The 20,052-nt window shown below is 53.6% G+C and carries 34 protein-coding genes; 31 read left to right on the top strand and 3 right to left on the bottom strand.

From position 1 onward, the window contains the following. Positions 1-15: 15 nt before the first annotated feature. From aroF to HMPREF1141_RS14345, 3 genes are all read right to left on the bottom strand, one after another. Positions 16-1,032: a 3-deoxy-7-phosphoheptulonate synthase gene (gene aroF / locus HMPREF1141_RS14355; protein WP_009065505.1), complete on the bottom strand. Its 1,017-nt coding sequence runs from the start codon at positions 1,030-1,032 to the stop codon at positions 16-18. Positions 1,033-1,338: 306 nt separating this feature from the next. Then, on the bottom strand, positions 1,339-1,863 hold the full coding sequence (locus HMPREF1141_RS14350; RefSeq protein ID WP_009065656.1) for a shikimate kinase: 525 nt from the start codon (positions 1,861-1,863) through the stop codon (positions 1,339-1,341). A 5-nt stretch (positions 1,864-1,868) separates the two neighbouring features. After that, positions 1,869-2,759: a shikimate dehydrogenase gene (locus HMPREF1141_RS14345; RefSeq protein WP_009065544.1), complete on the bottom strand. Its 891-nt coding sequence runs from the start codon at positions 2,757-2,759 to the stop codon at positions 1,869-1,871. A 163-nt stretch (positions 2,760-2,922) separates the two neighbouring features. On the opposite strand from HMPREF1141_RS14345, the gene acpP reads away from it, so the two are divergent. The 31 genes from acpP (at position 2,923) to map (ending at position 20,041) form a co-directional block, all read left to right on the top strand. Next, positions 2,923-3,150, top strand: coding sequence for an acyl carrier protein (gene acpP, locus HMPREF1141_RS14340; protein ID WP_009065587.1), 228 nt, complete (start codon positions 2,923-2,925; stop codon positions 3,148-3,150). Between the two features lie 245 nt (positions 3,151-3,395). Further along, entirely contained in the window at positions 3,396-4,517 is a 1,122-nt protein-coding gene (locus tag HMPREF1141_RS14335; RefSeq protein ID WP_081488026.1) for a sodium ion-translocating decarboxylase subunit beta, read from the top strand. Positions 4,518-4,532: 15 nt separating this feature from the next. Beyond that, a complete protein-coding gene (locus HMPREF1141_RS14330) occupies positions 4,533-4,718 on the top strand; it encodes an OadG-related small transporter subunit (RefSeq protein ID WP_009065598.1) in 186 nt (61 codons plus the stop codon). Positions 4,719-4,737: 19 nt separating this feature from the next. Continuing rightward, positions 4,738-6,174 (top strand): proline--tRNA ligase, encoded by a 1,437-nt coding sequence (gene proS / locus HMPREF1141_RS14325; protein ID WP_009065566.1) that lies wholly within the window; start codon positions 4,738-4,740, stop codon positions 6,172-6,174. A gap of 125 nt (positions 6,175-6,299) precedes the next feature. After that, complete coding sequence (locus HMPREF1141_RS14320) at positions 6,300-6,593, top strand: hypothetical protein (RefSeq protein ID WP_009065599.1); 294 nt, start codon at positions 6,300-6,302, stop codon at positions 6,591-6,593. Next, positions 6,590-6,895, top strand: coding sequence for a hypothetical protein (locus HMPREF1141_RS14315; RefSeq protein WP_009065725.1), 306 nt, complete (start codon positions 6,590-6,592; stop codon positions 6,893-6,895). Before HMPREF1141_RS14320 ends, HMPREF1141_RS14315 begins: the two co-directional genes overlap by 4 nt. Position 6,896: 1 nt before the next feature. Then, positions 6,897-7,745 carry a DUF3298 and DUF4163 domain-containing protein gene (locus HMPREF1141_RS14310; protein ID WP_009065747.1) on the top strand — a complete coding sequence of 283 codons (849 nt, stop codon included), beginning with the start codon at positions 6,897-6,899 and terminating at the stop codon, positions 7,743-7,745. A gap of 372 nt (positions 7,746-8,117) precedes the next feature. Continuing rightward, entirely contained in the window at positions 8,118-8,429 is a 312-nt protein-coding gene (gene rpsJ, locus HMPREF1141_RS14305; RefSeq protein WP_009065628.1) for a 30S ribosomal protein S10, read from the top strand. Positions 8,430-8,499: 70 nt separating this feature from the next. After that, positions 8,500-9,132, top strand: a complete 633-nt coding sequence (gene rplC / locus HMPREF1141_RS14300) for a 50S ribosomal protein L3 (protein ID WP_009065765.1) — start codon at positions 8,500-8,502, stop codon at positions 9,130-9,132. Positions 9,133-9,149: 17 nt separating this feature from the next. Beyond that, positions 9,150-9,773, top strand: coding sequence for a 50S ribosomal protein L4 (gene rplD / locus HMPREF1141_RS14295; RefSeq protein WP_009065618.1), 624 nt, complete (start codon positions 9,150-9,152; stop codon positions 9,771-9,773). Next, positions 9,773-10,063, top strand: a complete 291-nt coding sequence (gene rplW, locus HMPREF1141_RS14290; RefSeq protein ID WP_009065538.1) for a 50S ribosomal protein L23 — start codon at positions 9,773-9,775, stop codon at positions 10,061-10,063. The genes rplD and rplW overlap by 1 nt, the downstream gene beginning before the upstream one ends. Positions 10,064-10,177: 114 nt before the next feature. Then, positions 10,178-11,011, top strand: coding sequence for a 50S ribosomal protein L2 (gene rplB, locus HMPREF1141_RS14285; RefSeq protein ID WP_009065625.1), 834 nt, complete (start codon positions 10,178-10,180; stop codon positions 11,009-11,011). Positions 11,012-11,035: 24 nt separating this feature from the next. After that, positions 11,036-11,308 carry a 30S ribosomal protein S19 gene (rpsS, locus tag HMPREF1141_RS14280; RefSeq protein WP_009065752.1) on the top strand — a complete coding sequence of 91 codons (273 nt, stop codon included), beginning with the start codon at positions 11,036-11,038 and terminating at the stop codon, positions 11,306-11,308. A 21-nt stretch (positions 11,309-11,329) separates the two neighbouring features. Further along, on the top strand, positions 11,330-11,665 hold the full coding sequence (gene rplV / locus HMPREF1141_RS14275; protein ID WP_009065523.1) for a 50S ribosomal protein L22: 336 nt from the start codon (positions 11,330-11,332) through the stop codon (positions 11,663-11,665). Positions 11,666-11,680: 15 nt separating this feature from the next. Next, a complete protein-coding gene (gene rpsC, locus HMPREF1141_RS14270; protein ID WP_009065761.1) occupies positions 11,681-12,346 on the top strand; it encodes a 30S ribosomal protein S3 in 666 nt (221 codons plus the stop codon). Then, positions 12,346-12,774 carry a 50S ribosomal protein L16 gene (gene rplP / locus HMPREF1141_RS14265; RefSeq protein WP_009065611.1) on the top strand — a complete coding sequence of 143 codons (429 nt, stop codon included), beginning with the start codon at positions 12,346-12,348 and terminating at the stop codon, positions 12,772-12,774. Before rpsC ends, rplP begins: the two co-directional genes overlap by 1 nt. Further along, positions 12,771-12,977, top strand: coding sequence for a 50S ribosomal protein L29 (gene rpmC / locus HMPREF1141_RS14260; protein WP_009065675.1), 207 nt, complete (start codon positions 12,771-12,773; stop codon positions 12,975-12,977). The genes rplP and rpmC overlap by 4 nt, the downstream gene beginning before the upstream one ends. 20 nt (positions 12,978-12,997) lie before the next feature. Next, positions 12,998-13,255, top strand: coding sequence for a 30S ribosomal protein S17 (gene rpsQ / locus HMPREF1141_RS14255; protein ID WP_009065601.1), 258 nt, complete (start codon positions 12,998-13,000; stop codon positions 13,253-13,255). Positions 13,256-13,283: 28 nt separating this feature from the next. Then, positions 13,284-13,652, top strand: a complete 369-nt coding sequence (gene rplN, locus HMPREF1141_RS14250; protein ID WP_009065641.1) for a 50S ribosomal protein L14 — start codon at positions 13,284-13,286, stop codon at positions 13,650-13,652. A 15-nt stretch (positions 13,653-13,667) separates the two neighbouring features. Continuing rightward, a complete protein-coding gene (gene rplX / locus HMPREF1141_RS14245; protein WP_009065525.1) occupies positions 13,668-13,988 on the top strand; it encodes a 50S ribosomal protein L24 in 321 nt (106 codons plus the stop codon). Between the two features lie 17 nt (positions 13,989-14,005). Continuing rightward, positions 14,006-14,545, top strand: a complete 540-nt coding sequence (gene rplE, locus HMPREF1141_RS14240) for a 50S ribosomal protein L5 (RefSeq protein WP_009065758.1) — start codon at positions 14,006-14,008, stop codon at positions 14,543-14,545. Between the two features lie 12 nt (positions 14,546-14,557). Then, the gene (locus tag HMPREF1141_RS14235; protein WP_009065714.1) at positions 14,558-14,743 is read left to right on the top strand and encodes a type Z 30S ribosomal protein S14; all 186 of its coding nucleotides are present in this window, start codon (positions 14,558-14,560) and stop codon (positions 14,741-14,743) included. 18 nt (positions 14,744-14,761) lie between these two features. After that, entirely contained in the window at positions 14,762-15,160 is a 399-nt protein-coding gene (gene rpsH, locus HMPREF1141_RS14230) for a 30S ribosomal protein S8 (RefSeq protein WP_009065517.1), read from the top strand. Positions 15,161-15,176: 16 nt separating this feature from the next. Beyond that, positions 15,177-15,725 (top strand): 50S ribosomal protein L6, encoded by a 549-nt coding sequence (gene rplF, locus HMPREF1141_RS14225; RefSeq protein WP_009065734.1) that lies wholly within the window; start codon positions 15,177-15,179, stop codon positions 15,723-15,725. A 20-nt stretch (positions 15,726-15,745) separates the two neighbouring features. Then, entirely contained in the window at positions 15,746-16,105 is a 360-nt protein-coding gene (gene rplR / locus HMPREF1141_RS14220) for a 50S ribosomal protein L18 (protein ID WP_009065573.1), read from the top strand. Between the two features lie 17 nt (positions 16,106-16,122). Continuing rightward, entirely contained in the window at positions 16,123-16,620 is a 498-nt protein-coding gene (gene rpsE / locus HMPREF1141_RS14215) for a 30S ribosomal protein S5 (RefSeq protein WP_009065707.1), read from the top strand. Between the two features lie 16 nt (positions 16,621-16,636). After that, entirely contained in the window at positions 16,637-16,816 is a 180-nt protein-coding gene (gene rpmD, locus HMPREF1141_RS14210; protein WP_009065558.1) for a 50S ribosomal protein L30, read from the top strand. A gap of 18 nt (positions 16,817-16,834) precedes the next feature. Continuing rightward, positions 16,835-17,275, top strand: coding sequence for a 50S ribosomal protein L15 (rplO, locus tag HMPREF1141_RS14205; RefSeq protein ID WP_009065690.1), 441 nt, complete (start codon positions 16,835-16,837; stop codon positions 17,273-17,275). Between the two features lies 1 nt (position 17,276). Further along, a complete protein-coding gene (secY, locus tag HMPREF1141_RS14200; RefSeq protein WP_009065626.1) occupies positions 17,277-18,605 on the top strand; it encodes a preprotein translocase subunit SecY in 1,329 nt (442 codons plus the stop codon). A 45-nt stretch (positions 18,606-18,650) separates the two neighbouring features. Beyond that, positions 18,651-19,292 carry an adenylate kinase gene (locus tag HMPREF1141_RS14195; RefSeq protein WP_009065695.1) on the top strand — a complete coding sequence of 214 codons (642 nt, stop codon included), beginning with the start codon at positions 18,651-18,653 and terminating at the stop codon, positions 19,290-19,292. Then, the gene (map, locus tag HMPREF1141_RS14190) at positions 19,289-20,041 is read left to right on the top strand and encodes a type I methionyl aminopeptidase (RefSeq protein WP_009065594.1); all 753 of its coding nucleotides are present in this window, start codon (positions 19,289-19,291) and stop codon (positions 20,039-20,041) included. Before HMPREF1141_RS14195 ends, map begins: the two co-directional genes overlap by 4 nt. The last annotated feature ends 11 nt before the right edge of the window (positions 20,042-20,052 follow it).

Here is a 20,052-nt window from a genome sequence, read left to right as displayed (position 1 = left end):
CGGCCGTTTGCCGCATTATCGTGTTTTGCCAAATACCTTGCCCACCTCGAACAGGCGGGAGGAAACCCTGTCGAACTGGTCGGGCGTCAAAGACTGTGCGCCGTCGGAAAGCGCGTGCGGCGGGTCGTTGTGCACTTCGATGATCAGGCCGTCGGCTCCGGCAGCCACTGCGGCCATCGCCAGCGGCTCTACCAGCCAGGCGATGCCGCCTGCGTGGCTGGGGTCTACGACGACCGGCAGATGAGAGAGCTTCTTGAGCACCGGCACGGCGGAAATATCCAGTGTGTTGCGGGTGTAGGGTTCAAAGGTGCGGATGCCCCGCTCGCAGAGGATGACCTGCTCGTTGCCGCCCGCCATGATGTATTCTGCGCTCATCAGCAGCTCTTCAATCGTGCTGGAAAGGCCGCGCTTTAACAGGATGGGCTTGTTGATCTTGCCGAGCTCTTTGAGCAACTCGAAGTTCTGCATATTGCGTGCGCCCACCTGAATGATGTCGACGTCCTCGAACAGCTCAAGGTGTGAAACGCGCATGATCTCGGTGACGATCGGCAGGCCGGTTTTCTTCTTTGCCTCACTCAAAAGCTCGAGACCCTCGGCCTTCATGCCTTGGAAGGAGTATGGGGAGGTGCGGGGCTTGAACGCGCCGCCGCGCAGGAACTTGGCGCCCGCAGTCTTTACGCGTTCCGCGATGCCGCAAATTTGTTCCTCGCCCTCTACAGAGCAGGGGCCGGCAATCAGGGTGAGCGAGCCGTCGCCGATTTTCTGTCCGCCGGGGAGGGTGATCACCGTATTGTCCGGATGAAACTTGCGGTTTGCCTTCTTGTACGGCTCCTGCACCCTCTTTACGCTTTCCACCAGGTCCTGCGCAGCGATATAGTCCATGTCTACGATGGAGGTATCGCCGATCAGGCCAAGAACGGTTCTCTGGGTGCCTACCCAGGTGTTCACCTGAAGGTCGTAATGGCTGGTCAGCCTCTCAATGAATTGTTCCAGCTGATCGTTTGTGCATTCCGGTTTTAATACGATGATCATAATAGTACCCTCCTGTATTGAATTTGGGTAAAAAAATAGGGACGAGGCTGCCAGGCAGCTTCGTCCCTTCTAATATTACCCTGCAAAAATTAGCGGCGTTTGGTACGCCCTGTGCAAGAAGTAAATTCAGACCGACGGAAACAGTCACGGCAGTATTCGGAGCATGCGAAAAAATCCCACGCAAAATAATAGCGGGGATAGCCAAAGCTTGTAAATCGCACACTGTTACGAATAACGTCCATGAAAGAGATTCCTCCGATTTTCGTTTTCAACTTGCGTTCATGATAAACAATCTTAAAAAATTTGTCAAGTGTTTTCGCCGAAAAAAAGTTCAGCTTTTTGTAAAATTTGTTCTGAGACCGTATCGGGGTCGTGGTCGGCATCCACGCAAAGCTGCGCTACGGCGCGGTATAAGGGCATTCTTTTGGCATACAGCGCGCGCAAAAATTCCTGCCGGTCATCCCGCTGCAAAAGCGGCCGGTCGCTCACGCCGTCAAGGCGGCGCTCCAGCGTATCGAGGGAAGCGTCCAGCAGCACGATGACGCCGTTTTGGCGCAGGATGTCCACGTTTTCTTCTCTTAAAACCGCGCCGCCGCCGGTGGCGATGACCAGATCTTTCTGTGAGGAAAGCTTCCGCGCGGCTTCCGTTTCCAGCCGACGGAAGGTCTGCTCGCCCTCGTCGGCAAAAATCTGAGAAATGGTTTTTCCCTGCCGCTGTTCAATATATTGGTCCAGATCGAAAAAGCGCCGCCCGCTTTTCTGTGCCAGAACCTGTCCGACCGTTGTTTTCCCGCTGCCCATGAAGCCACACAGAACAATGTTGCCGCTCATCCGCGTCACTCCTTTGCTCCGCCGAACATGCGGTTCATTTCCAAAATGGCGCTGCGGCTGATTTCGGCCACGCGCTGCGGATCGAACTCCGCACCGTACCAGATGCGCTGCGCCGCAGCCGCCTGCCACACGAGCATATCCATGCCGCCCACGGCCACAGCTCCGGCGCGCCGGGCTGTCTGCAGGAACAAGGTATCTTCCGGATTGTACACCGCATCGAAAACGGCGGAAATATTTTGGTATAATTCCGCCGGAAGCGGGGGAATAGTATGGGTGTTCGGGTGCATGCCCGCCGGCGTGCCGTTCACGGCCAGATCATACGATTCGGCCGGGTCAAGCTCGTCGTAGCGGCAGACACGCACCAAAAAATCCTTCTGCTCCCGGCGCAGGTGCTCGGTCAGGGTGTCCGCCAGCTTGCGGGCGGAAGAAAGACCGCTTTCCCGCACGCAGATCGTCAGATCGGGGAAATAGGCGGCGTCGGCCAGCTCGAAAGCCATCACACGCGAAACGCCCCCGCTGCCCAAAATCAGGTTTTTCCCTCCCATGGGGATTCCCGCGGCGCGAAGAGACTTTTGAAAGCCCTCCCCGTCGGTGGTGAAGCCGCAAAGGCATCCGTTCTCGTTCTTGACAGTATTCACCGAGGAAAACGCCGCCGCTTTTTCGTCGATTTTTCCCAGCAGAGTCATGACCGCCTGCTTATGAGGAATCGTCACATTAAAGCCGTCCAGCCCGAGAAGGCGCTCCTTCTCTTCGGGCTGCGCAAGCCCCTCCGGAGAAACGGAGAACACCGTGTAGTCCGCGTCGATCCCCGCAAGGCGGAACAGCTCGCCGTGGATGAACGGCGACATGGTGTGGCCCACCGGAAACCCGATCAGGCCGAAATGACGTTTTTTCATTTGGAAACCCCTCTGAAAAGAAATAATTAGGAATGTTATAATTCCTATTGACAAAGAGAAAGATTGCTAATAATATGTGGGTAGGGAAATTGTAGCATACAATATTCTTGATTGCAAACCGAGCGCAATCATTTTTTACTTTATTCGGTAAGGAGGAAAAAGGATGGTTTTTGAGAAGGTAAAGGCGATCCTCAGCGAGCAGTTTGATGTTGAGGAGGACTCCATTACTTTAGACACATCCGTGGTGGATGACCTGGGCGCGGATTCCCTGGATGTGGTCGACCTGCTGATGTCGATCGAAGATGAATTTGAAATCGAGATTCCCGATACGGAGATCGATAACATTAAAACAGTCGGGGAACTTGTGAAATACATTGAAGAGCATGTTTAAGACTGTATAAAATCAGCAAAAAAATGGTTAAAACTGTATAATCTACAAAAAATGAAAGCCGTTGTGCCCTGCACAGCGGTTTTTTTATGATTTTTTAGTCTTTTGACTTGAAAATCACAAAGGAAGCCGATATAATGTATGGAGTTAGCATGGAAAATAAAATATTTTCAAAAGGAGAGTAAAAATCGTTGAATGAATTCAGCTTTTTAGTTGACGGCGTGCAGACTATGGCCGCCAACCCGAAAATGCTGGTCATGTGGGTAGTTGGAGCGCTGCTCATTTGGCTTGCAATTGAAAAGGATTTTGAACCTGCACTGTTGCTCCCCATGGGCTTTGGTGCAATCCTCGTAAACCTTCCCCTTCCAGGCGTGCTCGGCAACATTGTTGTCGACGCTGCCGGCCATACCACTGTTGAGGGAGCGCCGGGTATTGTTACCTGGTTGTTCCAGGCCGGTATCGAAACTTCTGAGGCGTTTCCGCTTCTGCTGTTCGTCGGTATCGGCGCGATGATCGATTTCGGACCCCTGCTTTCCAACCCCCGGATGCTTCTGTTCGGCGGCGCGGCTCAGTTCGGTATCTTCCTGACTGTTGTGCTGGCGGTTCTGCTCGGCTTCCCGCTGAAGGACGCCATGAGCATCGGTGTGATCGGCGCTGCTGACGGCCCGACCTCCATCCTCGTTTCCCAGACACTGGGCAGCGCTTACATGGGTGCAATTGCCGTTGCGGCGTATTCGTACATGGCCTTGGTGCCGGTGATTCAGCCCTTGGCGATCAAGCTGGTAACCAGCAAAAAAGAGCGCATGATCCGCATGCCCTATAACCCGAAGTCCGTTACCAAGACCACCAAGATTCTGTTCCCCATCATCGTTACTTTGATCGCGGGCATGATCGCTCCCGATTCCGTAGCGCTGGTAGGCTTTTTGATGTTCGGTAACCTGATCCGTGAGAGCGGTCGCCTCGAGAGCCTGTCTCAGACAGCGCAGGGCCCGCTGGCAAACCTGATCACGATCTTCCTGGGCATCACCATCGCGTTCACCATGCAGGCAGACCGTTTCCTGAACGTGGGTACGTTGATCGTTATGGCTTTGGGTCTGTTTGCCTTTGTGTTTGACACCATCGGCGGAGTCCTGTTCGCAAAAGTCCTGAACATCTTCCTGCCCCAGGGCAAGAAGATCAACCCGATGGTTGGCGGCGCCGGCATCTCCGCGTTCCCGATGTCCTCCCGCGTGATCCAGAAGATGGCGCTGAAAGAGGACAACCAGAACCACCTGCTGATGCACGCTGTTGGCGCGAACGTTGCAGGCCAGATCGGTTCCGTTGTAGCCGGCGGTATCATTCTGTCCCTGGCGAAAGTATTTTTGGCTTAAGGAGGGACTTTTATTATGAATTTGACTACATTGGCAGTTGCGTTCCAGAGCATTATTGGCGAAGTGACCACTGAGAATATTGAGCATTCTCTTGAGCTGATGGGTAAAGGAATGCTGGGTATTTTTATCGTAATGGTGCTGATCTACGTGCTGATCGTTGGCCTTGATAAGCTGACCGGCGGCAAAAAAGAAAAGCAGTAATTTAAGGAGCAAGCAAATCATGGCCGGACAAAAGAAACTGGTAGAGGCCATTACTCCCATGGAGGAAGACTTTGCCAGATGGTACACAGATATTGTGAAAAAAGCGGAGCTGATGGATTATTCCAGCGTGCGCGGCTGCATGGTGATTGAACCGTACGGCTGGGCCATCTGGGAGAACATCCGCGATCTTCTGGATAAGCGCTTTAAGGAGCTGGGGCATCAGAACGTTGCAATGCCGCTGTTTATTCCGGAAAGCCTGCTCCAGAAGGAAAAGGATCACGTAGAGGGCTTTGCGCCCGAGGTCGCGTGGGTTACCCATGGCGGCAGCGAGGAGCTTCCCGAGCGCCTTTGCGTGCGGCCTACTTCCGAAACCCTGTTCTGTGATTATTACGCGCGTAAAATTCAATCCTGGCGCGATCTTCCAAAGCTCTATAACCAGTGGTGTTCTGTGGTGCGGTGGGAGAAAACCACACGCCCGTTCCTTCGCTCGGTGGAATTCCACTGGCAGGAGGGACACACCATGCACGAAACGGCGGAAGAGGCCAAGGCCGAAACCGAGCAGATGCTGCGGGTGTACGCGGAGCTTTGCGAGAACGAGCTTTCGATCCCGGTGATCAAGGGAAGAAAGACCGACAAGGAAAAGTTTGCCGGCGCGGAAATGACTTATACCATTGAGGCCATGATGCACGACGGCAAGGCGCTGCAATCCGGTACCAGCCATTATTTCGGCGACGGATTTGCAAGAGCGTTTGACATCACGTTCCAGGGCAGGGATAATTCTGTCTGCTACCCTCACCAGACCTCCTGGGGATTGAGCACCCGCATTATCGGCGGAATCATTATGACCCACGGAGATAACGACGGCCTGGTTCTGCCCCCTGCGATCGCACCGATTCAGGTTGTGATCGTGCCGGTGGCTCAGCACAAGGAAGGCGTTCTGGAAAAGGCGAGAGAACTGGAGCAAAGGCTCAAAAAGGTTTGCCGCGTTCTGGTCGACGACAGTGATCAGTCGCCTGGCTGGAAGTTTGCTCAGTATGAAATGAAAGGGGTACCGATCCGTTTGGAGATCGGCCCAAAGGATATCGAGAAGGATCAATGCGTGCTGGTTCGCAGAACCGACAGAGAAAAGAGCTTTGTTTCTCTGGCCGACCTCGAACAGGCTGTGTTGGACCAGCTGGAAGCGGTTCGCAGGGGCATGTACGACACGGCGCTGAGTCGCCGCGAAAACATGACCTACACCGTCAAAACATTGGATGAATTCCGCAAGGTGGCGGACCAGAAGCCCGGCTTTATCAAAGCAATGTGGTGCGGAAGTCCCGAGTGTGAGGAAAAACTGAAAGATTTGGCTGGAGTTTCCTCCCGCTGTATGCCTTTCGAGCAGGAACAGATTACGGAGACCTGTGTCTGCTGTGGGCAGAAAGCCAAAGCGATGGTTTACTGGGGAAAGGCCTATTAAGCCATTTGCCGCCGAAACGGACGAAACCGATGGAAAACGACGCAAAAAGGGGAAAGAGGATGCCAGCCATCCCTTTCCCTTTTTTCCATCCACCGAAGAATAAGGAAGAAAGAAAGGAGAAACCTATGAAAAAGCTTTGGAAAGTTCTGATAATGTTAACGGCTGTATCGATGGCTGCTGCTGCGCTGGCTGGGTGGCGGCTCAGCCGCTGGGCCGGACGTGATGCCTGTGCGGTGGGCGTGATTGGCTCGGCGGACGGCCCTACCTCGATCATTGTGACTGACGGTAGAGGACAGGGAGTGACAAGGGCTGTTTTTCGTCTGGTCTTCTTCTTTGCAAACGCCTTTTCTTCTCAGGGTGCCTGGTGGTGCGAGCGCAGCGGGAAAGAGCGATCTGCAGGAAAGGTGGGGCGGCCATGAAAAAACCACTTACGGCGTGTACAACGGCTGCGCTGGTGTTTTCTTCTGCCGCAGTGGTACACGGGTGGACCCAATATCGGCAGTGCCTCCCCCAGCCTGTTCTATTTGCCAAAGAGATCGATTCACGGGAAGACCTCAAGCTTCTGGATGGCCCGACTTCCATTCTGGCCAGTGAGCGTTCGCTGCAGGGCCCCTGGGGACTGTTTTACAGGGCTTCCCTGTTTTTTGCCAATCGAATGATTTCTGCCCGGGGAACTGTGATCCGGCAAAAACAAACTACTTCTGAAAAAAGGAGGAGCTGAAATGAAACGACTGATTGCGGCAGGGGCCGCTGCTGCGCTGCTGTTCTCTCTGCTGACCGGCTGCGCGGAGCGCGGCGGGCAAAGCTCGGCGCCTTCTTCTTCCGAAGAGGTCTCCGCACCGGAGTCCTCTCAGTCGGAGTTCTCGGTTCCCGAATCCTCCGAGCCGGAAAGCTCGGATCAGGTTTCAACCGCGGCAGTGCGCCGCGAGCTGTTTCAATTTCAAAATAATGGGAAAAACTATACGGTAGCGTATCCGGTGTTTCTGGGAATGAAGCATTCGGAGGCTCTGAATGCTGCCGTGAAGGAAGCGGCGCTGCGCGACGTGGAGCAGAATGGCTATGCGGAGGAGCGGGATGCTTCGAGCAAGCAGGTAATACAGGTCACGATCCGCACCGATTACGAGCTGACGCGTCAGAGCGGCGACTTCGTCAGTGTGCTGTTTACCGTTTCATTCGGGCGCTCCGATGCTGCCCACCCGAGCAAATATACCAGGGCTGTCAATTTCGATCTGCAGTCCGGCAAGGTGCTGGCTGCGTCCGATCTGCTCGAGGATGACGAGGATCTGTATGAGGTGATCTGGGAAGCCGTGCGCGACAACGCTCCGGCAGAGATCGTAGACGCACTCCCCTCTGAGATCATTGCGCAGAACAAGGCGGAAACCTCCGTGTATATGACGCCGGACGGAATCGGTTTTTCCCTGCCGGTGCCCTACGCGCTGGGCGATGTGTATCAGATCGTGGTACCGTATTTTGAGATGAAGCCCTATTTAAAGGTGGAAGCCAACCCTGAGGGATACACGCCGTATGAGCTGCCGGAAGAGGAATTGGAGAACGCCGTAGTATCTCACTAAATTTTTGTTTGATTTCAATAATAATCACATAAAAATTTCTTGCAGAAAAGAGAAAATAATTCTTGCGTTCCCATAAGGAATATGGTATTATAATAAAGCGTGACTGCGACAGATATGCGATGAAGCGGGAGGTTGCGGCAGATTTGCCGGTTTTTCCGTGGAGTATGTCCGATTTTAAACCGGGCGACAGATATTTTGGGACAGAACAGGCCACGAGTGCGCCGTTTTGCCCAGACGTTTTTTTGTGCCTTTCCCGGATTAACTTCGTTTCCGAAGTCAATCCGGTTTTTAGTGTTCTAGGGAGAAACACCCGGAACAGTGTTAGGTTTTAAAAACGCCGCCCGCCAACTATTTACAAGGAGGCGATTCAACGTGGCAGTCAAAGAAAAAATCAGGATCAGAATCAAGGGGTACGATCATCAGCTGGTGGATCAGTCCGCAGAGAAGATCGTGGCAACGGCAAAGCGTACAGGCGCCAGAGTTTCCGGCCCGGTTCCGCTGCCGACAGAGAAGCAGGTTGTCACCATCCTGCGCGCTGTTCACAAGTACAAGGACAGCCGTGAGCAGTTCGAGATGAGAACCCACAAAAGACTGATCGACATCCTCAGACCCTCTAACAAAACAGTAGAGGCGATGATGGGCCTGGAACTTCCCGCGGGCGTCGAGATTGAGATCAAGCTCTAATCGACCAACCGAGCGGCTGGGGTCATGTTGGTGAAACACCAACCAATAACCTGCATAGGAGGTAAAAAACATGCAAAAGGCAATCATTGGCAAGAAGATCGGCATGACGCAGATCTTCGATGAAAAGGGGAACGTTGTCCCTGTCACTGTTGTAGAAGCCGGTCCCTGCGTCGTTTCGCAGAAGAAGACGGTTGAAAACGACGGTTATGCGGCAATTCAGGTCGGTTTCGGCGACAGAAAGCTGAACCGTTTGAATAAGCCCCTGAAGGGCCATTTCGCGAAAGCGGATGTAGCTCCCAAAAGAACTCTGAGAGAGTTCAGACTCTCCAACACAGACGCCTATAACGTAGGCGACCTGATCAAGGCCGACGTCTTCGAAAAAGGGGACAAGGTCGATGTTTCCGGCACCAGCAAAGGTAAGGGCTACGCCGGCGCGATCAAGCGCTGGAACTTCCAGAGACTGAAGGAAACCCACGGTACCGGCCCTGTTGCCAGACACCGCGGTTCTCTGGGCGCCAACTCCAGTCCTTCCAGAGTGTTCAAGGGCCTGAAGGCCGCCGGACACATGGGTGCTGAAAAGGTTACCGTTCAGAATTTGACCGTTGTCAAGGTGGACACTGAAAACAATTTGATCGCTATCAAAGGGGCTATCCCTGGTCCTAACGGCGGCGTTGTTGTCATCCGCGACAGCGTGAAGGCGTAAGGGAAGGAGGAATTAGAATGCCGAAAGTAGCAGTACTTGATATGGCTGGTAAGGAAGTTGGACAAATCGAGCTTTCTGAAGCCGTATTTGGAATTGAACCCAATGTCGCAGTAATGCATGAGCTGGTGAAAAACTATCTGGCAAATCAGCGGCAGGGCACACAGTCCGCGCTGACCCGCTCGGAGGTTGCCGGCGGCGGCAGAAAACCCTGGCGCCAGAAGGGTACCGGCCACGCAAGACAGGGCTCCATCCGCGCTCCCCAGTGGAGACACGGCGGTGTCGTATTTGCGCCGAAGCCCCGCGACTACAGATATACCGTGAACAAGAAGGTTCGCCGTCTTGCCATGAAATCTGCTTTCTCCAGCAAGGTCATCGACAACGAGATTGTTGTTCTGGACCAGATTGCAATGGACGAATACAAAACAAAGGTGATCGTTTCCATGCTTCAGGCGCTCGGCGCTGAGAAGAAGGCCCTGATTGTTCTCCCCGAGGAGAATAAGAAGGTCATCGCTTCCGCTGCGAACCTGCAGGGCGTGAAAACCGCCACCGTAAACACTCTGAATGTCTATGACATCCTCAATGCCGATAAGTTCATCGTGCTCAAGGATGCCGTAGCCAAGATCGAGGAGGTGTATGCATAATGACTGCACATGAGATTGTCATCCGCCCGATCATTACGGAAAAGAGCATGAGCGCCATTGGCTTCAAAAAGTACACCTTCGAGGTTGCCCGCAATGCCACAAAGATTGATATTGCGCGCGCTGTCGAGGAGCTTTTTAAGGTCAAGGTCGCAAAGGTGAATACCCTGCATGTTCGCGGACATCTGCGCCGCCAGGGCAGAACCCAGGGCTATACCGCCGCGTGGAAAAAAGCGGTTGTTTCCCTTACCGAGGACAGCAAGCCGATCGAATTCTTCGAGGGTATGATGTAATATCGCCTGTCGATATTACAATGTGTATACAGAATCCTGCCGATCCTGAGGCAGGGGCAAAGTATGGGGATTTGGCTGATCCCCGCAAAGCCATAACAAGGAGTGTGAAACCGAATGCCTATTATTAATTATAAACCGACTACCGCGGGCCGCCGCAACATGTCGGTAACAGATTATTCTCAGCTTTCCAAGAAGGGCCCTGAGAAGAGCCTGCTGGAGCCGCTGAATAAAAAGTCCGGCCGTAACAGCTATGGCAGAATTACGGTTCGCCATCGCGGAGGCGGAAACCGCAAAAAGTACCGCGTGATCGATTTCAAGCGTCAGAGAGCAGACGTTCCGGCGAAGGTTCTTACCCTGGAGTATGATCCGAACCGCTCCGCTTTCATCGCGCTCATTCAGTATGAGGATGGCCAGAAGAGCTACATTATCGCTCCTCACGGCCTGAAAGTCGGCGACACGGTTGTTTCTGGCACAGGCGCCGACATTAAGCCCGGCAATGCGCTGCCTCTTTCTGCGATCCCGACCGGTACCTTCATCCACAACGTTGAGCTGTACCCCGGCAAAGGCGGCCAGCTGGCTCGTTCGGCCGGCAACCAGGCTCAGCTGATGGCGAAGGAAAACGGCATGGCGCTGCTGCGTTTGCCCTCCGGCGAACTGCGCAACGTTTCTCAGCTGTGCATGGCCACCATCGGCCAGGTCAGCAACCTCGACCACGAGAACGTAAAGATCGGTAAAGCCGGTCGCAAGCGCCACATGGGCTGGCGTCCTACCGTTCGCGGATCTGTTATGAACCCGAACGATCACCCCCACGGCGGTGGTGAAGGTAAGTCTCCCGTCGGCCGTCCCGGCCCTGTAACCCCCTGGGGTAAACCCGCACTGGGCTACAAGACCCGTTCTAAGAAGAACCGCTCCGATAAATTTATCGTGAAGCGCAGAAACAGTAAGTAAGGCGGACAGAAAGGAGCTTAACTGATGAGCAGAAGTGTGAAAAAGGGTCCTTATGTTCAGCCCGTTCTGCTGAAAAGGATTCAAGAGATGAACGCCGCCGGCGAAAAGAAAATCGTCAAGACCTGGAGCAGAGCTTCGATTATTTTCCCGGATTTCGTCGGTCATACGATTGCCGTCCACGACGGCCGCAAGCATGTTCCGGTTTATGTTACCGAAGATATGGTTGGGCACAAGCTCGGTGAGTTTGCCCCCACCAGAACCTTTAAAGGTCACGCCGGATCCAAAACTACCCGATAAAGGCCGAAAGGAGTGTATACAATGGAAGCAAGGGCTTATTTGAAATACGCCCGTATTTCTCCCCGCAAGGTATCGATTGTGCTGGATTTGATCCGGGGCAAGGAGACAGACCTTGCTATGGCTATCCTGAAGCATACCCCAAAGGCCGCATGTGAAGACCTTCAGAAACTGCTGAAGTCGGCCATTGCAAATGCTGAGAATAACCATAACATGGACGTTACCAGACTGTACGTTGCTGAGTGCTTCGTCAGCCCTGGCCCGATCCTCAAGCGCATTCGCCCCAGAGCGCAGGGTCGCGCGTTCAGAATTTTGAAAAGAACTTCGCACGTTACCCTCGTGCTCAAGGAAAAAGAATAGCGGAGGAGGTAAACTATGGGCCAGAAAATCAATCCCCACGGCTTTCGTGTGGGCGTAATTAAAGATTGGGATTCCCGCTGGTTCGCGAAGGACAATGTCTTTGGCGACACCCTGGTCGAGGATTACAAGCTGCGTAAAACACTCAAGAAGCAGCTCGCTTCCGCGGGTGTTCCGAAAATTGAGATCGAGCGCGACGCTTCCAAGGTTCGCGTTCACATTCACTGCGCAAAGCCCGGCATGGTCATCGGCAAGGGCGGCGCAGAGATCGAGAAGCTCCGTGTGCAGTGCGAAGCGATGCTGGGCAAGCCGGTATCCATCAATATCGTCGAGGTGAAATCCCCCGATTTGAACGCACAGCTCGTTGCGGAGAATATTGCCCAGCAGCTCGAAAAGAGAATTTCGTTCCGCCGTGCAATGAAACAGTGCATGGGCCGCGCCATGAAGCTCGGCGCGAAGGGCATCAAGACTCAGGTTTCCGGCCGTTTGGGCGGTGCTGAAATTGCCCGTACCGAGCACTACCATGAGGGTACTATCCCGCTGCAGACCATCCGTGCAGACATCGACTACGGTTTTGCCGAGGCTGCTACCACCTACGGCCGCATTGGCGTGAAGGTGTGGATCTACAGAGGCGAGGTTCTCCACGATAACCGCAAGCCCAAGAGGGAAGGAGGCAATAAATAATGTTGCTGCCTAAACGCGTGAAATACCGCAGAGTGCACCGCGGTCGTATGACCGGTAAGGCATATCGCGGCAGTCAGGTCGCATACGGCGATTTCGGCCTTCAGGCCCTTGAGCCCGCCTGGATCACCTCGAACCAGATTGAGGCCGCCCGTATTGCCATGACTCGTTACACAAAGAGATTCGGTAAAGTCTGGATTAAGATTTTCCCCGATAAGCCTGTCACCAAGAAGCCGGCAGAAACCCGCATGGGTTCCGGTAAGGGCGCACCCGAGTACTGGGTGGCCGTTGTAAAGCCCGGCAGAGTGATGTTCGAAATCGGCGGCGTTGCCGAGGCAACCGCCAGAGAGGCAATGCGCCTTGCTGCAAACAAGCTGCCGATCAAATGCAAGTTTGTCAAGAAGGAAGAAACGGGTGGTGAGCAATCATGAAGGCCGCAGAGATTAGAGAGTTGACAACCGAAGAGCTGCAGAGCAAGCTGAAGGATCTGAAAGAAGAGCTTTTCAACCTGCGTTTTCAGCTTGCCATTAATCAGCTTGACAACCCGATGCGAATTTCCGCTGTCAAGAAAGACATTGCCCGCATTAAGACCGTGCTGCGTGACAATGAGCTGAAGGACAGCGCGAAAGCGTAATGGGAAGGGAGGATTAAGCTGTGAGTGACAGAAATATGAGAAAAACCAACGTCGGCAAGGTCGTCAGCAATAAGATGGACAAAACCGCCGTTGTCGCTATCCAGGACAGCGTGAAGCATCCGCTTTACAACAAGATTATCAAGCGTACTGTGAAACTGAAGGTTCATGACGAAAACAACGAGTGCAACATCGGTGACCGTGTGCGTGTGATGGAGACCCGTCCCCTTTCCAAAGAAAAAAGATGGCGTCTTGTCGAGATTATTGAGAAAGCAAAATAAGTAGCTTTCAGCGAAGGAGGAACGCACTGTGATACAACAGCAGACTTACCTCAAGGTTGCCGACAACACCGGCGCGAAAGAGCTTATGTGCATTCGCGTGCTGGGCGGCACCGGCAGAAGGTATGCCAATATTGGCGACGTTGTGGTAGCTTCGGTCAAAAAAGCAGCACCCGGCGGCGTTGTTAAAAAAGGCGACGTTGTTAAAGCGGTTATTGTTCGTACCGCTTTTGGCGTTCGCCGCCACGACGGAACGTATATCCGCTTCGACGAGAACGCGGCGGTTATTATTAAGGACGACAAAAACCCCAGGGGCACGCGTATCTTTGGGCCCGTTGCCAGAGAGCTGCGCGATAAGGATTACCTGAAAATCTTAAGCCTTGCCCCGGAAGTACTGTAATGGAGGTGTTCACTAATGAATAACAAAGTTCATGTAAAAACTGGTGACACCGTCATCATTTTGAGCGGCAAAGAGCGCGGCAAGCAGGGGAAGGTTCTGGCGGTCAGCCCCAAAGAGGGCAAAGTGATCGTCGAGGGCCGCAACATGGTAACAAAGCATGTAAAGCCCCGTAAAATGGGTGCCCCGGGCGGACTCGTAAAGGCCGAGGGCGCTCTGTACGCCTGCAAGGTTCAGATCGTTTGCCCTCGCTGCGGAAAGCCCACTCGTGTTGCGCATAAGCTCTATGAGGACGGCACCAAAGACCGCGTTTGCGTAAAATGCGGCGAGTCGCTGTAAGGGAGGAAGAATACGACATGGCCAGACTGAAGGAGTTTTACAAGCAGGAGGTCTCGCCCGCGCTCATGAAGAAATTCAGCTACAAGAGCGTGATGGAGATCCCCAAGCTCGAAAAAATCGTCATCAATGTAGGCGCCGGCGAAGCCCGTGACAATTCTAAGGTAATCGACGCCATCATGACTGACATTGCAGCGATTACCGGCCAGAAGCCCCAGGTTTGCAAGGCGAAGAAATCCGTTGCGAACTTTAAGCTGCGTGAAGGCATGAACATCGGCGTGAAGGTTACGCTCAGAGGCGAGAACATGTATGAGTTTATCGACCGTTTCTTCAACGTCGCGCTGCCCCGCGTTAGAGACTTTAGAGGGATCAATCCGAATTCCTTTGACGGACGCGGCAACTACAACATGGGCATCAAGGAGCAGCTGATTTTCCCCGAGATCGAGTACGATAAGATCGACAAGGTGCGCGGAATGGATATCTGCTTCGTAACCACCGCAAAAACCGACGAAGAGGCCCGCGAGCTGCTGACGCTGATGGGCGCTCCGTTTGCGAGATAAGGAGGGATTATTGTGGCCAAAACATCAATGAAAATCAAACAGCTGAGGACGGCGAAATTTTCCTCCAGAGAGCATAACCGCTGCAAAATCTGCGGCCGGCCGCATGCTTATCTCCGCAAGTTCGGGATTTGCCGCATATGCTTCCGCGAGCTTGCCCATAAGGGTGAGATCCCGGGCGTGAAAAAAGCCAGCTGGTAAAGCAAAGGAGGGAACGGTATGCAGATTACAGATACAATCGCTGATTTGCTCACCCGTATTCGCAACGCGAATGCTGCCAAGCACGATTCCGTTGAGATCCCCAAGAGCAACATGAAAGAGTCTATCATCAAGATTCTGGTTGAAGAGGGATATGTAAAGAACTACACGGTGATCGAGGACGGCAAACAGGGGATTCTGAAAGTGAATCTGAAGTACGGCGAGGGCAAGACCCCCGTCATCAAAGGCCTGCGCAGAGTGTCGAAACCCGGCCTGCGCATTTATTCCAACGCAGAAGATCTGCCCAAGGTTCTCAAGGGCCTCGGTATCGCGGTCATTTCTACCTCCAAGGGCGTCATGACGGACCGTCAGGCGCGCAAAGAGAATGTAGGCGGCGAAGTTCTGGCGTTTATTTGGTAAACAAGGGGGTGCTATTATGTCGCGAATTGGAAGAAAACCCATAAATATTCCCGCTGGCGTCGAAGTGAAAATCGACGGCAACGTTGTTACTGTTAAGGGAGCAAAGGGAACTCTGACACAGCAGTTCCACCCGAACATGACGATCTCTCAGGAGGGCAGCGAGCTTATCGTGACCCGCCCGAACGACGAGAAGGAAAACCGTGCGCTGCACGGCCTGACCCGCACGCTGGTGCACAACATGGTGGTCGGTGTGACAGAGGGCTTCAAGAAGGAGCTCGACGTTCTGGGTGTTGGTTACCGTGTGCAGAAGCAGGGCAAGGACCTGGTCATGAACCTGGGTTATTCCCATCAGGTGATCGTGTCTGAGACAGACGAGATCCAGATCGAAGCTCCCACGCCCAACAAGATCATCATTCATGGGATCGACAAGCAGAAGGTTGGCCAGTTTGCCGCGGAAGTCCGCGAGAAACGTCCGCCGGAGCCGTATAAGGGCAAGGGAATTCGTTATGCTGGTGAATTTGTCCGCCGTAAGGAAGGCAAGGCCGGTAAGGGCTCGAAGAAGTAACTGAAGGAGAGTGAATCAATATGGTGAACAAGGCTGATACAAATAAAGCCAGACTGAACCGCCACCGTCGTGTGCGCGGCAAGGTTACGGGCACTGCAGAGCGCCCGCGCCTGAATGTATTCCGCTCCGCCAAGAACATCTACGCCCAGATTATCGACGATGTTGCGGGAGTTACTCTCGCGGCAGCTTCCACGCTGGACAAAGAGTTTACTGGCAATGGCGGAAACAAGGAAGCCGCAAAGCAGGTTGGCGAACTGATCGCTAAGCGCGCGGCTGAGAAGGGGATCACCGAGGTCGTGTTCGACCGCGGCGGTTATATTTTCCACGGCCGCGTCAAAGAGCTGGCCGAAGGCGCCCGCGAGGGCGGCCTCAAGTTCTGAGAGAAGGAGGAATACTTTTGGCTAGAATTGACGCATCTACTTTGGATCTGAAAGAGCGCGTGGTTGCCATCAACCGCGTATCCAAAACCGTAAAGGGCGGACGTATCTTCAAGTTTGCCGCTCTGGTAGTTGTCGGTGACGGCAACGGAACAGTCGGTTTCGGTATTGGTAAGGCAGGAGAAGTTCCGGATTCCATCCGCAAGGGAATTGAGGACGCTAAGAAGAACCTGATCAAGGTTTCTCTGCGCGGCAGCACGATTCCTCACGAAGTCATCGGCGCATACGGCGCAGGCCGCGTGCTGATGAAGCCCGCCGCTCCCGGTACCGGTGTTATCGCCGGCGGTGCGGTTCGTGCGGTAGTAGAATCTGCTGGTATTAAAGACATTCGTACCAAGGCACTGCGCTCCAACAACCCGTGCAACGTGGTTCGCGCGACCATTGAAGGTCTCGCTCAGCTGCGCACTGCCGAAGAGGTTGCTGCGATCCGCGGTAAATCGGCAAAAGAGATTCTGTAACAAGGGGGGCAGCAATATGGCACAGATTCACATCAAGTTGGTAAAAAGCCTGATCGGCAGCCACAAGGACCAGATTGCGACCGCTCAGTCCCTTGGTTTGCATAAGATCGGCGACTGCACTACGCAGCCCGATAATCCTCAGACCAAAGGCAAGGTGGCAAAGATTATCCACCTCATCGAGGTAAGCAAAGCGTAAGCAAGGAGGTGCGAGTAAATGAAGTTGCATGACTTATCTGCAGTACCCGGGTCCACCCAAACGGCCCGTAGAATCGGCAGAGGACACGGCTCCGGCTGGGGCAAAACCTCCGGCAAGGGTCATAAGGGCCAGAAGGCCAGAGCTGGCCGTGGGTTCCGTGCAGGTTTCGAAGGCGGCCAGATGCCTCTGCAGAGAAGACTTCCCAAAAGGGGCTTTGTCAATATTTTTGCGAAGGACATCGTTGCGATCAACGTTGGTACGCTGGAATCCTTTGAGAACGGCGCGGTGGTCGATATTCAGGCTCTGCTGGATGCCGGCATCGTGAGAAATTCCTTTGACGGAGTGAAGATTCTTTCAAACGGCAAGCTGACCAAAAGCTTGACAGTAAAGGCAACGTCCTTCTCTGAAGCGGCAAAGCAGAAGATTGAGGCTGCCGGTGGGAAGGCAGAGGTGATCTGAGTTGTTTTCTACAATGAAGAATGCCTGGGCAATTCCCGATCTGCGTAAAAAAATTCTGTTTACACTGTTCATAATCGTTGTGTTCCGGTTTGGCGCCGTGATTACGGTGCCCTTCCTGAACGTGGAAGCCCTGCAGGGTTTAATGGGCCAGGTTGGCGAGTCGGGCAACGCGCTGGGGTATTTAGATATGCTCTCCGGCGGTGCGTTCGCAAACGCTACCCTGTTTGCCATGAGCGTTACACCCTACATCAACAGCTCCATTATTCTGCAGCTGCTGACTGTGGCCCTGCCTCCTCTGGAGCGCTTGGCCAAAGAGGGCGAAGAGGGCCGCAAGAAGATTGCCGCCATTACCCGTTACGTCACCGTTGTGCTGGGCCTGATTCAGGGTACCGCTTACTACTTCTATCTGCACAACAGCTCTTATGAGGGAACCCCCATCACCATGTTCAACAGTGGTTGGGAGCAGGCCTTCTCGGCTGTGGTTATCATCTTCACCTTCACCGCCGGTACGGCGCTGATGATGTGGATGGGCGAGCAGGTCAACAAGTACGGTATCGGCAACGGTATTTCGATCCTGCTGTTCTCTGGTATTGTGGCGCGTATGCCGCATATCATGAACACGCTGGGCAAATACCTGCAGATTGCCAATCAGGATCCTTCCACCTATGGCAAGTATTATGCGTTTGTTCCGATCTTCGTCGTTTTGTTCCTGGCGGTCATCTGGTTCATCGTTCTGATGAACAACTCCGAGCGCCGGATTCCGATCCAGTATGCCAAGCGCATGGTGGGACGCAAAATGTATGGCGGTCAGGCCAGCCATATTCCGATCAAGATTGCGATGTCCGGCGTTATGCCGATCATCTTCGCAAGCTCGATCCTGGCCATTCCCAGCACCATTCAGCTGTTCACCAACCCGAAGAGCGGCTTCTGGAAAGGTTTCCTGGATGCCTTCTCCTCTACCGGCTGGATGTACTCGCTGGTGTATTTCCTTCTGATTGTTATGTTTGCGTATTTCTATGTTACCATTCAGTATAATCCGATTGAAATGGCCAATAATCTTCGTCAAAGCAACGGTACGATTCCGGGTGTTCGCCCCGGCAAGCCGACCTCCGATTTTATTTCTAGAATCCTTTCCAAGCTTACCCTGATTGGCGCTTTGTTCCTGGCTGTAGTTGCCCTGCTGCCCATTATTTTCGGTGCGGCAACAGGAATGCACAACATGTCTCTGGGCGGTACCTCTCTTATCATTTTGGTAGGCGTCGCTCTGGATACAGTCAAACAGATGGAGTCTCAGATGATGATGCGCCATTACAAGGGCTTTCTTGATTGACAGGTAGGCTTTTGAAAACAACATGGGGAGAGAGGGAAAAGGATTATGAAAATCATACTTCTTGGCGCTCCGGGCGCCGGCAAAGGCACGCAGGCTGAAGTAATCTGCGAGCGTTTGTCTATTCCCGCCATTTCTACGGGAACGATAATTCGAGAAGCGCTGAAAAGCGGTACTGAAATGGGCCGGAAAGCAAAGTCCTATATGGAAGCCGGCCAGCTGGTCCCCGATGAGATCGTGATCGGTATCATCGAGGAAAGACTGGCAAAGGGCGACTGTGAAAATGGATTTATCCTGGACGGTTTCCCGAGAACCATTGTTCAGGCCGAGGCTCTGGATAAAATGGGATTTCCGATCGATAAGGTCATCGATATCGAGGTGACCGACGAGGACATCGTCGCCAGAATATCCGGACGCCGTGTCTGCGACAACTGCGGCGCAATCTACCATGTGCGGTATAAACCCAGCAAGGTGGAGGGCGTTTGCGACAAGTGCGGCGGCACCCTTTCTCAGCGTAAGGATGACCAGCCCGAAACAGTGAAGGAACGGCTGAAAGTTTACCATGAGCAGACTGAGCCGCTGAAGGAATATTACCAGAAGCAGGGCAAACTGTTCATTGTGGAAGGGGAAGAGCATATTGCGGATACGACCCGCAAGACTCTTGCTATATTGGAAGAGGCGCAGTCATGATTGTGCTTAAAACAAGCCGCGAGCTTGCAGCGATGCGGGTAGCGGGAAGAATTTCAGCCAATGCATTAAAACTGGCAGGCCAGGCGGTCGAACCCGGTGTTTCTACCTGGGAGATCGACCGCATTGCCCGCCGCTATATCGAAAGCGAGGGTGCAAAGCCTTCCTTTCTGGGATACGGCGGGTTTCCGGCCAGCGCCTGCATTTCGGTGAATAATGTGGTTATCCACGGCATACCCAGCAAGGATTTGATCCTGGGGCACGGTGATATTGTCAGCATCGACATCGGCGCGTTTTATGAGGGCTTTACAGGCGACAACGCCTACACGTTCGCGTGCGGCGATGTTTCCCCCGAAGCACAGCGCCTGATGGATACAACCCGAGAGAGCCTTTACGAGGGCATCCGCGCCGCAAAGGCCGGCAATAGGGTTGGCGATATCGGCCATGCGGTGCAAACGTATGTCGAAGCACGCGGTTACTCGGTGGTACGCGATTTTGTCGGCCACGGAGTAGGCGCGAAGCTGCACGAAGATCCTAGTGTACCGAATTTTGGCGCGCCCGGCCGGGGCGTGCGATTGTTACCTGGCATGACGATAGCCATTGAGCCAATGGTGAATGCCGGAGTGCATACCGTCAAAACATTATCTGACGGCTGGACCACCGTTACAACAGACGGCAAGCTGGCCGCTCATTACGAGCATTCGATTGCCATCACCGCGGATGGTCCTGTCATTTTGACCTTACCGGATTAAGGGGAATCAGG

Origin of the sequence: Clostridium sp. MSTE9 (genome assembly GCF_000277625.1) — a bacterium.
GTDB lineage: Bacteria > Bacillota > Clostridia > Oscillospirales > Acutalibacteraceae > Faecalispora > Faecalispora jeddahensis.
Note: the sequence above shows the minus strand (reverse complement) of the source record. Positions and strands in the feature narration are given on the sequence as shown.